Source organism: Pseudomonas sp. HLT2-19-2 (assembly GCF_054898005.1).
Window position 1 is genome coordinate 4,812,236 of the sequence record NZ_CM142712.1, and the last position, 13,697, is coordinate 4,825,932.

The 13,697-nt window shown below is 59.2% G+C and carries 14 protein-coding genes and 1 pseudogene; 12 read left to right on the forward strand and 3 right to left on the reverse strand.

Annotated features, from left to right (window positions below; genetic code table 11):
* Positions 1-81: 81 nt before the first annotated feature.
* Positions 82-237 (reverse strand): annotated as a pseudogene (locus ACYZTU_RS22490) (OmpA family protein); the annotation flags it as partial.
* Between the two features lie 110 nt (positions 238-347).
* Complete coding sequence (locus ACYZTU_RS22495) at positions 348-1,043, reverse strand: OmpA family protein (RefSeq protein WP_461965636.1); 696 nt, start codon at positions 1,041-1,043, stop codon at positions 348-350.
* 191 nt (positions 1,044-1,234) lie between these two features.
* Here ACYZTU_RS22495 and ACYZTU_RS22500 point away from each other — a divergent pair, with 191 nt between their 5' ends.
* The 4 genes from ACYZTU_RS22500 to ACYZTU_RS22515 are packed head-to-tail and all read left to right on the forward strand — an operon-like array spanning position 1,235 to position 2,964.
* Positions 1,235-1,732 carry a DUF6231 family protein gene (locus ACYZTU_RS22500; protein WP_461965638.1) on the forward strand — a complete coding sequence of 166 codons (498 nt, stop codon included), beginning with the start codon at positions 1,235-1,237 and terminating at the stop codon, positions 1,730-1,732.
* A gap of 4 nt (positions 1,733-1,736) precedes the next feature.
* Complete coding sequence (locus ACYZTU_RS22505) at positions 1,737-2,213, forward strand: YchJ family protein (protein ID WP_461965640.1); 477 nt, start codon at positions 1,737-1,739, stop codon at positions 2,211-2,213.
* 44 nt (positions 2,214-2,257) lie between these two features.
* Positions 2,258-2,752 (forward strand): LEA/WHy family protein, encoded by a 495-nt coding sequence (locus ACYZTU_RS22510; RefSeq protein ID WP_461965642.1) that lies wholly within the window; start codon positions 2,258-2,260, stop codon positions 2,750-2,752.
* Complete coding sequence (locus tag ACYZTU_RS22515) at positions 2,749-2,964, forward strand: SEC-C metal-binding domain-containing protein (protein WP_461965644.1); 216 nt, start codon at positions 2,749-2,751, stop codon at positions 2,962-2,964. Before ACYZTU_RS22510 ends, ACYZTU_RS22515 begins: the two co-directional genes overlap by 4 nt.
* Before the next feature lie 100 nt (positions 2,965-3,064).
* Here ACYZTU_RS22515 and ACYZTU_RS22520 read toward each other — a convergent pair whose 3' ends face one another.
* Positions 3,065-3,616, reverse strand: coding sequence for a cysteine hydrolase family protein (locus tag ACYZTU_RS22520; RefSeq protein ID WP_461965646.1), 552 nt, complete (start codon positions 3,614-3,616; stop codon positions 3,065-3,067).
* Positions 3,617-3,985: 369 nt separating this feature from the next.
* On the opposite strand from ACYZTU_RS22520, the gene ACYZTU_RS22525 reads away from it, so the two are divergent.
* The 8 genes from ACYZTU_RS22525 (at position 3,986) to ACYZTU_RS22560 (ending at position 13,694) form a co-directional block, all read left to right on the forward strand.
* Positions 3,986-6,436, forward strand: a complete 2,451-nt coding sequence (locus ACYZTU_RS22525; protein ID WP_461965648.1) for a penicillin acylase family protein — start codon at positions 3,986-3,988, stop codon at positions 6,434-6,436.
* Positions 6,437-6,570: 134 nt separating this feature from the next.
* The gene (locus ACYZTU_RS22530) at positions 6,571-7,605 is read left to right on the forward strand and encodes a ligase-associated DNA damage response exonuclease (RefSeq protein ID WP_461965650.1); all 1,035 of its coding nucleotides are present in this window, start codon (positions 6,571-6,573) and stop codon (positions 7,603-7,605) included.
* Entirely contained in the window at positions 7,602-9,290 is a 1,689-nt protein-coding gene (locus ACYZTU_RS22535; RefSeq protein ID WP_461965652.1) for an ATP-dependent DNA ligase, read from the forward strand. Before ACYZTU_RS22530 ends, ACYZTU_RS22535 begins: the two co-directional genes overlap by 4 nt.
* 203 nt (positions 9,291-9,493) lie before the next feature.
* Positions 9,494-10,276 carry a transporter substrate-binding domain-containing protein gene (locus tag ACYZTU_RS22540; protein WP_461965654.1) on the forward strand — a complete coding sequence of 261 codons (783 nt, stop codon included), beginning with the start codon at positions 9,494-9,496 and terminating at the stop codon, positions 10,274-10,276.
* Between the two features lie 56 nt (positions 10,277-10,332).
* On the forward strand, positions 10,333-11,061 hold the full coding sequence (locus ACYZTU_RS22545; RefSeq protein WP_449642645.1) for an ABC transporter permease: 729 nt from the start codon (positions 10,333-10,335) through the stop codon (positions 11,059-11,061).
* Positions 11,058-11,768 (forward strand): ABC transporter permease, encoded by a 711-nt coding sequence (locus ACYZTU_RS22550; protein ID WP_461965656.1) that lies wholly within the window; start codon positions 11,058-11,060, stop codon positions 11,766-11,768. The genes ACYZTU_RS22545 and ACYZTU_RS22550 overlap by 4 nt, the downstream gene beginning before the upstream one ends.
* 29 nt (positions 11,769-11,797) lie before the next feature.
* On the forward strand, positions 11,798-12,916 hold the full coding sequence (locus ACYZTU_RS22555; RefSeq protein WP_461965658.1) for a succinylglutamate desuccinylase/aspartoacylase family protein: 1,119 nt from the start codon (positions 11,798-11,800) through the stop codon (positions 12,914-12,916).
* Between the two features lie 13 nt (positions 12,917-12,929).
* Positions 12,930-13,694, forward strand: coding sequence for an ABC transporter ATP-binding protein (locus tag ACYZTU_RS22560; RefSeq protein WP_461965660.1), 765 nt, complete (start codon positions 12,930-12,932; stop codon positions 13,692-13,694).
* Positions 13,695-13,697 lie beyond the last annotated feature (3 nt).

Consider the following 13,697-nt stretch of genomic DNA (forward strand, 5'->3'; position numbering starts at 1 on the left):
CCAACGGAAAATTCTTCATGAAGGCCGCCGAATGGCCGCCGGACCGACCTCAATTGTCATCCGACGGCTCTATCACGGGGCTCAGCGATTGATGTGCAACTCCACCCGACGGTTTTTCTCCCGTCCTTCATCCGTTTCGTTATCGGCCACCGGCTGAGTTTCGCCCTTGCCCTCGCTGGTGACTTTGTTTGGCGCCAAGCCCTGACTCAACAGGTAGGCCGCCACGCTACTGGCGCGGTCCGTGTAAGAACACTCATGGTGAAAGCTCCTGTGTTACCGGCCAATGCCGGTTACACAGGAGTAAAGACTCGCATCCGCGACTGCACAAGCCACGGATTACGAGGGGTTTAGCGGTTGATTTTGATTTCCGTGCGACGGTTCGACGAGCGGCCGTCATCGGTTTTGTTATCGGCGACCGGTTGGCTTTCACCGGCACCGGTGACAGATACGAAGCTGCTGCGTGGTACCCCTTGGGAAATCAGGTATTCGACCACCGAGTGCGCACGACGATCCGACAGTTTCTGGTTGTAGGCGTCACTGCCCACGCTGTCGGTGTGCCCGGTTACGGTCAACTGCGCGGTGCTCGATTCCTGCTTCAGGCGAGTGGCGATGGTGTTGAGTACATCTTTATCGGAAGGGGTAAGCGTGGCTTTGTCGAACTGGAAGTGAACATCGCGAATGACGATGACTTCTTCTTTAACCACGGCCGCTTCTTCGACCACTGGCGCAGGCACCGGTGGAGGGCAGCCGTCGGCATCGACCTGCACGCCTTTAGGTGTTCCCGGGCATTTGTCGCGGCTATCCGGCACGCCATCGCCGTCTTCGTCGCCATCACCGTGAACCCAGCAATAGGCCGCAGCCGTGCCGCCGACGATCAGCGCGCCATACCCCGCCCATGCCGAGCTCTCGGTCGCGCCGAGACCGGCACCCACGACACCACCGACCGCCGCACAGGATGGCCAGTCGGTTTTCTGCAAACCTGCGCAACCAGTCAACACACTGGTTAGCAGAACCAAGGGTAATGCTGTGCGTACTATGCTCATCTAGTTTTCTCCTGAGGGGATCGGCTTAGGACCGATTCAGGTAGTAAAGACCCGAGTTTTAATCTCCGCCAGCAATAGGCCATTGCGGTTTCGTCCCGTGTTCACGGGAGATCGACGCTTTTTGGAGAATCCACCTCTAGGCCCGGCCCCTTGAGCAGGCTAGTCTTGGCAGCTCTGATTGAGGAACTTCGATGATTGCAAGTATTTCTTCGCGCACGCCCCAGCAGGCGTTGGCCGCTTTGCTTGATCGTTACGCCCCCGCGCGCCTGTTGCTGATTGGCGCCAGCGAATTCCCCGCGCTTGAGGCCTTCAAGCTGGCGCACCCGGACACCTGTGTTGCACACGCGGCACCCGGGGCGTTGCCTGACGAATTGGCCGCGCGCCGGTTTGACCTGGCGCTGGTGGTCGATTGCCTCGAACATTTGCCCAAGCGCGATGGCCTGAACCTGCTTGGCGGGATCCGTAACCTCAACGCCAGTCGCATCGCGGTGCTCGCAGACTTGCCGGCCAGCGGCTGGCAGGAGACCGACTTTTTCTCCCTGGCCCTGCAGGCCAGCGAACGCTTCCAGCGCGACGATCAGGTGCTGACCCTGTTCACCTATGATCTGCTTGACTACAAACAAGTACCTGACTGGCTAAACTCACGGTTCTGGGCCAATCCGGAAAACTTCGGGAAATACTGGTGGTAACGCAATGAGTACGTCCATTTGCCCCTGCGGCAGCGGCACCCTGCTGGATGCCTGCTGCGGTCATTACCATGCCGGCCATCCGGCGCCTTGTGCCGAAGCCTTGATGCGTTCGCGCTACAGCGCCTATGTATTGGGGCTGATCGATTACCTGGTAACAACCACCCTGCCCGCGCAACAGGCCGGCCTCGATCGACAATCCATCAGCGACTGGAGCGCCCAAAGCACCTGGCTGGGCCTTGAAGTGGAAAGCTCGGAGGTCTTCGGCGGTCAGCCGGAACACGCCTTCGTGACCTTCACCGCGCGCTGGCACGATGGCAGCGGTGAACACAGCCACCGCGAGCGCTCGTCGTTCGTGCAGAACGCCGGCCACTGGTATTTCATCGACCCCACCGTACAACTCAAGGCCGGACGCAATGACGCGTGCCCTTGCGCCAGCGGACAGAAATTCAAGAAGTGTTGTGCGGGTTATTTCAGCAGTTGAGGTAATCGCAAGAGACTAGACTGGGCATCAAAGGGAGTCACTCCATGCTTAGTCAGCGGCGCGTCTTTCAAACCATCACCTTGCTCCTGTTTCTGGGGCTCGGCGGCTGCGCGTCCTGGTTCGGCGACGATCTGCCGGAGCCGCAGGTGCATCTGGTCAAGGTCGAAGTGGTCCAGGCCAAACTGATGCAGCAACGATTCCTCCTGTACTTTCGCATCGACAACCCCAACGACAGTGACCTGACGGTTCGAGGCATCGAGTACCGCATTCACTTGGGCGACATGCTGCTGACCGAAGGCGAGCACGAGCATTGGTTCACGGTCGGTCCCAAGCGCAGTGCCTACTTTAAGGTGCCGATCCGCACCAATCTGTGGCCCAAGGTCCGGGATCTGGTGAAACTGCTGAAAAAACCCGACCAGCCCATCCCCTATCGCCTGGAAGGTGAATTGGAAACCGGTTTATTCATCGCCCACTACGTGCACCTGGCGCGTAATGGCGTGATAATCCCCGCCGATTTAATTCCGGAGCAAAACCGATGACCCAGCAACCCCATGTCCATGGCCCTGACTGCAACCACGATCATGACCATCACGACCACCATGATCACGACCACGACCACGGCCATGTTCACGGTCCGAACTGCGGCCACGCCCACCAGGAACCGGTGCGCAACGCCCTGAAAGACGTCGGTCGCAACGACCCTTGCCCCTGCGGCAACGGCAAGAAATTCAAGAAGTGCCACGGCGCTTGATGCTTCGGGTGGAGATCTTCTTCGCCTGTTGAATTGCTATCGCGAGCAAGCTCGCTCCCACAGGGTTCGTGTCGTTCACACGTCTAATGTGGGAGCACCCTCAATTCAGGATCTGCACGGTGCTCACGACCGTCGCGTATTCGCACTGCAAATTACCCAGCGACATCGCATGCACTTCCTCGGCTGTATGGGCTTTACCAAAGAAGTCAGCCTTGTCGAAGGTAAAGCACGCATCCTCCGCCACCCACGCATCAAACCCCAGATTCCCGGCCGTTCGCGCCGTGGACTCCACCGAGTTGTTAGTCGCCACGCCAACAATCACCAGTTGATCAATCCCAGCCTTGCGCAAACTCGCCTCCAAACGGGTCGAACAAAACGCATCCGGGACCTGCTTTTGTATGAGCTGCTCACCGGTTCGTGGCTGGAACCGCACCTGAAACTCCACCCCGGACTGCTCCGGCCAGAACACCGATTCCGGCGACCGGGACAGGTGCTGCACGTGAATCACCGGTCGCCCGGTTCGCCGCCAATGCGTTAGCAAATCGAGGATTCGCTCCTCGGCCTGAGGGTTATTTCGGCGACCCAGTTTGGGATGCAGGATGCCTTTTTGTTGATCGATGATGATCAGCGCCGCGTTCGTTTTGAGCTCCATGCCGGTTTGTCTCATGCTGGGTCATTGATTTTCACGCACTTCAGCATCACCTGCTTTTACAGGCAAGCGATCGTCGCAAACAGGACGAATCCTGAAAAACGACGCAATCCCCTCGCCACAGGTGAAGAAATAACCCCGCCGCCGCTTGCGCGGCTACCTCCTGCTCACTAACGTAGCGCCTTTAATGTGCCCGGCCTCGGAAGTCCGTTCATCTTTTGACGAGTGGCTAATGTTGTCAGACAAGGCGCCGCGACGAGTCATAGCCCGCTATGGCGAGGAGCGGCAACGCAGTCTGGCGACATTAGACGCCGTCAAAAGTAAACAGCGACTTTCGAGGCCGGGCACCACTACCCCCGCAGGAGCTTTGCCATGGCCTCGCCAGCCCCTACACATTTCCTTCCCCGGTTCGGCGTTGCCGCAGCAGTGGCCAGTGTTTTAAGCCTGACCGGTTGTCAGACCTGGAACACCCAGGACACCCTCCCGTCGACCACCGGCGTGCAGCCGCTCAAGGGCCTGGCGCAGAACGTTTCGGTACGCCGCAATGCCATGGGCATGCCGTTGATCGAAAGCAACACCTTCCACGACGCGCTGTTCGCCCTTGGTTACGTCCACGCCAGCGACCGCATCACGCAAATGGTCACCCTGCGCCTATTGGCTCAGGGCCGTTTGTCGGAGATGTCCGGTTCGGACCTGCTGGACGCTGACCGCTACATGCGCGCTGTCAACCTGAAGAAAAGCGCCGGCGAGCTGTACAAGGCGTCATCGCCGCGCCTCAAACGCTTCTTCGAAGTCTATGCGCGCGGGGTCAACGCCTACCTGTTCCGCTACCGCGACAAGTTGCCAGCAGACCTCGCGGCCACTGGTTACAAGCCTGAATACTGGAAGCCGGAAGATTCAGCGCTGATTTTCTGCCTGCTGAACTTCAGCCAATCAGCCAACCTGCCCGAGGAAATTTCCTCACTGTTGCTGGCTCAGACCATCAGCACCGACAAACTCGCGTGGCTGACGCCGTCTGCCCCCGATGAAAAACTGCCGCTGGCCGACGCTGAAAAACTTCAGGGCATCAAGCTCAACGGGCAAATCCCGGGCCTGGCCGACATCAGCAAAGCCACCAGCCAACTGTCCGATCTGAATCTGCTGGGCGCCACCTCGTCGAACAACTGGGCGATCGGCCCGCAACGCAGCCGCAGCGGCAAAAGCTTGCTGGCCAGCGACAGCCATGGACCACTGGGCGTGCCGTCGTTGTTCAGTTACGTACAGATTCGCGCGCCGAAGTACCAGGCTTCTGGTGTGACAATTGCCGGTTTGCCAATGGTGCTCGGCGGTTTCAACGGCAAAGTGGCGTGGAGCATGACCACCGTCATGGGCGACAACCAGGACCTGTTCCTGGAAAAAATCAAACGCCAGGGCAACGGACTTTCCTACGAGGTGGGCGGCAAATGGCAGCCGGCGATCGTGCGTAACGAAACCTACTTCGTCAAAGGCCAGCGGCCGATTCGCGAAGTGGTGTACGAAACCCGTCACGGCCCGCTGCTCAACAGTGCCCAAGGCACGACGCTGGCTAACGGTTTCGGCCTGGCCTTGCAGACGCCAAACTTCACCGACGACAAGACACTGGACGCGTTTTTCGACCTGTCCCGTGCCCAGACCGTCGAGAAAGCCTCGGACGCCAGCCGTGAAATCCGCGCCATTGCGCTGAACCTGGTATTTGCCGACGCCAGCAACATCGGCTGGCAAGTCACCGGTCGCTACCCCAACCGACGCGAAGGTGAAGGCCTGATGCCGTCGCCGGGCTGGGAAGGTCGCTACGATTGGGACGGTTACGCCGACCCGATGCTCCATCCCTATGACCAGGATCCGGCCCAAGGCTGGCTCGGCACCGCCAACCAGCGGGTCATTCCCCATGGTTACGGCATGCAACTGTCCAACTCCTGGTCAGCGCCGGAACGTGGCGAACGCCTGGCCGAACTGGCAAGTGTGGGCAAACACGACACGCGCAGCGTGATCGCCATGCAATACGATCAGACCACCACCTTCGCCGCCAAACTGAAGAAAATGTTTGCAGCACCGGGCATGTCCCAGCCGCTCAAGCAGGCCATCGAAGCGTTGCCTGAGGCGGATCGCGGCAAGGCTCGCGAGGCGTATACCCGCCTGATGGCCTTCGACGGCAAACTCAGCCCAACCTCCGCCGATGCGGCGATTTATGAGCTGTTCCTGCAGCAAAGTACCCAACAGATTTTCCTCGATGAACTGGGTCCGGAAAGCAGCCCGGCGTGGAAAGCCTTTATCGCCAACGGTAAGTTGTCCTACACGGCGCAGGCCGACCACCTGCTGGGGCGTGAGGACAGTCCGTTCTGGGATGACACTCGCACACCGCACAAAGAAGACAAACCGGTGATCCTCGCCCGCAGTCTGGCGGCGGCGATCAGCGCTGGCGACAGTCAGTTGGGCGGCGATCACAAAGCCTGGCAGTGGGGCAAACTGCACCGCTATGAATGGAAGAATGCCAGTGGCCAGACCGTGCGCGGTCCATTCGCGGCGGGTGGTGATCACACCACGCTCAATACCTCGGCGTTCGCCTGGGGTCAGGACTTCAACATCACCTTGGCGCCGGCCATGCGCTTTATCGTCGACTTCGGCCAGGCCGAACCGCTGATGGGCCAGAACGGCACCGGCCAGTCCGGTAACCCGGCCAGCCCGAACTACCTCAACAGCATCGATCCTTGGCTCAAGGGGCAATACATGAGCTTGCCGATGCAGCCGCAGAACTTTGACAAGGTGTATGGGAAGACGCGGTTGACGCTGACACCTGGCAAGTAGTCCCTTTCGCGACTGATGTGACTGATCGTTCCCACTCCGCGTGGGAACGATCGGTTAGCGGTTCTGAAACCAATAGAACTTCTCGCCTCGCGCAAACCTCATAGCTAACAAGTCCCTCCATTTTTGGTAACAACATGGACCTTGTTATCGCGCGTCCTGAAGGTTTGTACTGTCCACCCGGGGATTTCTATATCGACCCGTGGCGGCCAGTCGAGCGTTCGGTCATCACTCACGCCCACGGCGACCATGCCAGAGGCGGCCATCAGCATTATCTGGCAGCCGCGCCCGGCGAAGGCATCCTGCGCGCTCGTCTGGGCGCAGACATCAACCTGCAGACCCTGCCTTACGGTCAACCTCTGACTCATCACGGCGTAAAACTGAGTTTTCACCCGGCAGGCCATGTGCTTGGCTCAGCCCAAGTGCGGCTGGAATACGGCGGCGAAGTCTGGGTCGCCTCGGGCGACTACAAGATCGAGCCCGACGGTACCTGTGCACCGTTTGAACCCGTGCGTTGCGATACCTTCATCACGGAATCGACCTTCGGCCTGCCGATTTATCGCTGGCAACCCCAGTCGCAGGTCTTTGCCGAGATCAATCAGTGGTGGCTGGCCAATGCCGCCGCCGACAAAACCAGCGTCCTGTTCTGCTATTCCTTCGGCAAGGCCCAGCGCATTCTCCACGGCATCGACGCCAGCCTCGGCCCCATTCTGGTGCATGGCGCTGTGGAGCCGCTGAACCGGGTTTATCGCGAGAGCGGTATTTACTTACCGCCAACGATCTATGCCGGCGAGGTCAAAAAGAGCGATCCGATGATGCGCAAAGCCTTGGTCATCGCCCCACCTTCGGCTGGCGGCAGTACCTGGATGCGCCGATTCGGCGACTACAGCGACGGCTTCGCCAGCGGCTGGATGCGCTTGCGTGGCACCCGGCGGCGGCGCGGCGTGGATCGTGGCTTCGTACTGTCTGACCACGCCGACTGGCCGGGCTTGCTCTGGGCCATCGAACAGACCGGGGCGGAACGGGTCATGGTGACCCATGGCTCGGTGGGTGTACTGGTGCGCCATCTGCGCGAACAGGGTCTTGATGCTCAAAGTTTCAGCACCGAGTACGGCGACGATGAGGAAGAAAACGCCGCCGTCGAACCCGAGAACGTCGAGGTGCTGCCATGAAGGCCTTCGCCGAGTTATACGCCGAACTCGACGCCACAACATCGAGCAACGCCAAACTCGCGGCGATGCAAAACTACTTCGCCAAAGCCGCGCCGGAAGATGCCGCATGGGCTGTTTACTTTTTGTCCGGCGGGCGACCTCGACAACTGGTGCCGGTGCGCATCCTGCGAGAGCTGGCGGTGGCGTCCTCCGGCCTCTCGCCGTGGCTGTTTGAAGAGAGTTATCAAGCGGTCGGCGATCTGGCGGAAACCATCTCACTGGTATTGCCCGAAGCACTTCACCGCTCCAACGATGGATTAGCGGTTTGGATTGAAGACAAACTGCTGCCACTGCGCGGTGAAACCCCGCAAATCCTCGCCGAGCGACTGCCAGCCCTGTGGTCGCAACTGGACCGCCAGAGCCTGATGCTCTGCATCAAACTGATCACCGGGAGTTTTCGCGTCGGCGTATCCAAGTTGCTGGTAACCCGTGCCTTGGCGGCCATGGCCGGGATCGACAGCAAACGAGTGGCCCAGCGACTGGTGGGTTACACCGACCTGTCCAACCGCCCGAACGCACCCGGTTATTTGAAGCTGATCGCCGCTGAATCATCTGACGAACATGCGCAACGCGGTGGACAGCCCTACCCGTTTTTTCTCGCCCACGCGCTATCACAACCCGTTGAACAATTCGAAGCCCTGCTTGGCCCCGCCAGCCACTGGCAAGTGGAATGGAAGTGGGACGGCATCCGCGCGCAGGTCGTCAAACGCGACGGGCGACTGTGGATCTGGTCGCGAGGTGAAGAGCTGGTCACCGAGCGCTTCCCCGAACTCGATAGTTTGGTTCACTGCTTGCCCGATGGCACCGTGATCGACGGTGAAATCGTTGCTTGGAAAGCCGCACAACCCACCACCGAGGACGCCTTCGACCCACCCTCCCCAGCCATACCCGCGGTAAAACCTTTCGCTCTGCTGCAACAGCGGATCGGCCGTAAAACCCTGGACAAAAAAATTCTCGAAGCTGTGCCGGTGGTAGTCCTCGCCTACGACCTGCTGGAATGGCAGGGCGAAGACTGGCGCAACCAGCCTCAGGCCACGCGTCGCACTCAGCTGGAACAGGTGGTGAAAACCTGTGCTAACCCGGTGCTGCTGCCCTCGCCTGTGCTCACTGGCGAAGACTGGTTCGACCTCGCCCGACAACGGGAAGCCTCCCGCAGTCTCGGTGTCGAAGGCATGATGCTCAAAGCTCGGGATGCGCTGTATGGCGTCGGGCGGACCAAGGACATGGGGGTGTGGTGGAAATGGAAAGTCGACCCATTCATCGTTGACGCGGTGCTGATCTACGCGCAACGCGGCCATGGTCGCCGGGCCAGTCTCTACAGCGATTACACCTTCGCGGTGTGGGACGGGCCGCCTGAGGCGAGCGAACGCACACTGGTGCCGTTCGCCAAGGCCTATTCAGGACTGACCGACGAAGAAATGCGTCAGGTCGACAGCATCGTGCGCAAGACCACCTTAGAGAAATTCGGGCCGGTAAGCAGTGTGACGCCGAGTCTGGTGTTTGAACTGGGATTTGAGGGCATCGCCCTGTCCAAACGACACAAGAGCGGGATTGCGGTGCGGTTTCCGAGGATGTTGCGCTGGCGGCGGGATAAGTCGGTTGAAGAGGCTGACAATCTTGGGACGTTGCAGGATTTACTCAGCTGACCAGGATATGCCCCACGCCAGCGCATCAAATTTTAAATACCCGTTTTCGTGCAAAAAACCCTTCTTGCCATTTCTTGAATCACCTTTTAAAACACTTGTTCGGGACTCTGGTTCGGAAATTGCTACTTTCAGTAGGTCTTACGCTTTCCAGTAACAATAATTCTGCGCCACAAGCGCTCATATTGGTTCTTAGGGATTGAATAATGAAAAAAGCATTGCTGACCCTTTCTGCACTGGCGTTGTGCATGGCTGCCGGCTCCGCGCTGGCGAAGGAATACAAGGAATTGCGTTTTGGCGTTGACCCTTCCTACGCTCCGTTTGAATCGAAAGCGGCTGACGGTAGCCTGGTGGGCTTCGACATCGATCTGGGTAACGCGATCTGCGCCGAGCTGAAGGTCAAGTGCAAATGGGTCGAAAGCGATTTCGACGGCATGATTCCGGGCCTGAAGGCCAATAAATTCGACGGTGTGATCTCTTCGATGACCGTCACCCCGGCCCGCGAAAAAGTCATCGACTTCTCCAGCGAGCTGTTCTCAGGCCCAACCGCCTACGTGTTCAAGAAAGGATCTGGCCTGACCGAAGACGTCGCTTCGCTGAAGGGCAAAACCGTCGGCTACGAGCAAGGCACCATTCAGGAAGCGTACGCCAAAGCTGTTCTGGACAAGGCAGGCGTGAAAACCCAGGCCTATCAGAACCAGGATCAGGTGTATTCCGACCTGATGTCCGGCCGTCTCGACGCGGCGATCCAGGACATGCTGCAAGCTGAACTGGGGTTTTTGAAGTCGCCAAAGGGCGAGGGCTACGAAGTCAGCAAGCCGGTTGACAGCGAATTGCTGCCGGCCAAAACAGCGATCGGTATCTCTAAAGGTAACAAAGACCTCAATGCACTTTTGGATAAAGGTATCAAAGCGTTACACGACGATGGCACCTACGCCACCATTCAAAAGAAACACTTTGGCGATCTGAATCTGTACAGCGGCAAATAATGCGCGGCGCCCATCTCACGATGGGCGCTTTTTTTATCCGATCAGGTTGCTGATTTATGTTCGAAAACCTCTTACAAAATCTGGGGCTCTCAGCCTTCAGCCTCAAGGGCTTCGGTCCGTTGCTGATGGAAGGCACCTGGATGACCATCAAATTATCGGCATTGTCACTGCTGGTGGCCGTATTGCTCGGCCTGCTTGGCGCCACAGCCAAACTGTCAAAAGTTAAACTGGTACGTGTTCCGGCGCAGCTCTACACCACGCTGATTCGCGGTGTACCGGATCTGGTACTGATGCTGTTGATTTTCTACAGCCTGCAAACCTGGTTGACGTCGTTTACCGATTTCATGGAATGGGAATACATCGAGATCAACCCGTTCAGCGCCGGGGTCATCACCCTGGGCTTCATTTATGGCGCGTATTTCACCGAAACCTTCCGCGGGGCGATCCTCGCCGTGCCTCGGGGTCAGGTCGAAGCCGCCACCGCTTATGGCCTCAAACGCGGCCAGCGTTTTCGTATCGTGGTGTTCCCGCAGATGATGCGTTTCGCCCTGCCGGGCATCGGTAACAACTGGATGGTGATGCTCAAGGCCACCGCACTGGTTTCGATTATCGGCCTTGCCGACTTGGTCAAAGCTGCGCAGGATGCCGGTAAAAGCACCTATCAACTGTTTTACTTCCTGGTGCTTGCCGCGCTGATTTACCTGCTGATCACCAGCGCGTCCAACGTTGTCCTGCGCTGGCTCGAACGCCGTTACGCCGCCGGTTCCCGGGAGGCCGTACGATGATCGAACTCTTGCAGGAATACTGGAAACCCTTCCTTTATACCGACGGCTATAACATCACCGGCCTGGCCATGACCCTGTGGCTGCTCAGTGCGTCGATCTTCATCGGTTTTCTGGTGTCGATTCCGCTCTCCATCGCCCGGGTTTCGCCGCACTTCTACATCCGCTGGCCAGTTCAGTTCTACACCTACCTGTTCCGGGGTACGCCGCTCTATATCCAGCTACTGATTTGCTACACCGGTATCTACAGCCTGGCCGCCGTGCGCGCCCAGCCAGTACTCGATGCGTTCTTTCGCGATGCGATGAATTGCACCATCCTGGCCTTCGCCCTGAACACCGGCGCCTACACCACGGAGATTTTCGCCGGGGCAATTCGCAGCATGGCTCATGGTGAAGTCGAAGCGGCCAAGGCTTACGGTCTGACAGGCTGGAAGCTTTATGCCTACGTGATCATGCCTTCGGCCCTGCGTCGTTCGTTGCCTTATTACAGCAACGAAGTGATTCTGATGCTGCACTCGACCACCGTGGCGTTCACCGCGACCATCCCGGACATATTGAAAGTCGCGCGGGATGCCAACTCGGCGACCTTCCTGACCTTCCAGTCGTTCGGCACCGCCGCGCTGATCTACCTGACCGTTACCTTTGCGCTGGTCGGCCTGTTCCGCCTCGCCGAACGCCGATGGCTGGCCTTCCTCGGGCCGACCCACTAGGACCCGCTTTCAGGAATAAAGAGACGAACATGCGCCACCAGATTCATGACCTGCTGGCCCCACTGCCGGGGACCGCACGACAGATTCACAGTTTCCACTTCGGCCCCGAGTCGGCCAAAAGCAAGATCTACATCCAGTCGTCACTGCATGCCGATGAAATGCCCGGCATGCTGGTGGCCTGGCACCTCAAGCAACGCCTGGCGGAGCTGGAAGCCGCCGGCCGTCTGCGCAGCGAAATCGTGCTGGTGCCGATAGCCAACCCGGTCGGCCTCGAACAAGTGCTGATGGATGTACCGCTGGGCCGTTACGAGTTCGAAAGCGGGCAGAACTTCAATCGCTGGTTCGTCGATTTGAGCGAAGCCGTCGGCAACGAGCTCGAAGGCCAACTCGGCGACGATCCGCAGCTCAACCTCCAACTGATTCGAAGCTGCCTGCGCAATGCCCTCGCTCAGCAGACTGCCAGCACGCAACTGCAATCCCTGCGCCTGGCCCTGCAACGGCTGGCCTGCGATGCCGACATGGTGCTGGACCTGCATTGCGATTTCGAAGCGGTCGCCCACCTTTACACCACGCCCGAGGCCTGGCCGCAGGTCGAGCCGCTGGCGCGGTACATCGGGGCTGAAGCCAGTCTGCTGGCCACCGATTCCGGCGGTCGGTCGTTCGATGAATGCTTCACCCTGCTCTGGTGGCAGTTGAAGGAGCGCTTCGGCGAACACTTCGACATTCCGTTGGGCAGTTTTTCGGTCACCGTTGAATTGCGCGGTCAGGGCGACGTCAATCACCCGATGGCCAGCCTCGATTGCCAGGCGCTGATCGATTACCTGATGCACTTCGGCGCCATTGCTGGCGAACCCGCGTCGCTGCCTGAGCTGCCCTACCCGGCGACACCGCTGGCCGGCGTTGAACCGGTGGCAACACCGGTCGGCGGGTTGCTGGTGTTCACCGCGCTTCCAGGGGAATACCTCGAAGCCGGGCAACTGATCGCCGAAATCATCGACCCGATCACTGATCGCGTCACCCCCGTTCATTGCACCGCCGCCGGCCTGATGTACGCCCGCTCGCTACGGCGCATGGCCACTGCCGGCATGGTGATCGCGCACGTCGCGGGCACCGAGGCCTATCGCAGCGGCTACCTACTTTCGCCTTGAGGATGCATGCCCCATGTACAAACTGACCATCGAAGGCCTGCATAAAAGCTATGGCGATCATCATGTGCTCAAAGGCGTTTCACTCAAGGCCAACACCGGCGACGTCATCAGCCTGATCGGCGCCAGCGGCTCGGGCAAAAGTACCTTCCTGCGTTGCATCAACTTTCTCGAACAGCCCAACGATGGCGCCATGAGCCTGGACGGCCAGAACATCCGCATGATCAAGGATCGCCACGGCATGCACGTGGCTGACGCCGATGAACTGCAACGGATCCGCACCCGCCTGGCCATGGTGTTCCAGCACTTCAACTTGTGGAGCCACATGACGGTGCTGGAAAACATCACTATGGCCCCGCGAAGGGTGCTGGGTTGCAGTAAGAAAGAGGCCGAAGACCGTGCCCGACGTTACCTCGACAAGGTCGGGCTGGCAGCGCGGGTGGCCGATCAGTATCCGGCGTTCCTCTCCGGCGGTCAGCAGCAACGGGTCGCCATTGCCCGCGCATTGGCCATGGAACCGGAAGTCATGCTGTTCGACGAACCGACCTCGGCGCTCGACCCGGAACTGGTGGGCGAAGTGCTCAAAGTGATCCAGGGCCTGGCCGAAGAAGGCCGGACCATGATCATGGTGACCCACGAAATGAGCTTCGCCCGCAAAGTATCGAGTCAGGTGTTGTTCCTGCACCAAGGGTTGGTGGAGGAAGAAGGCGCACCGGAAGACGTGTTGGGCAGTCCGAAAAGTGAGCGGCTAAAGCAGTTCCTGAGCGGTAATCTCAAGTAAAAC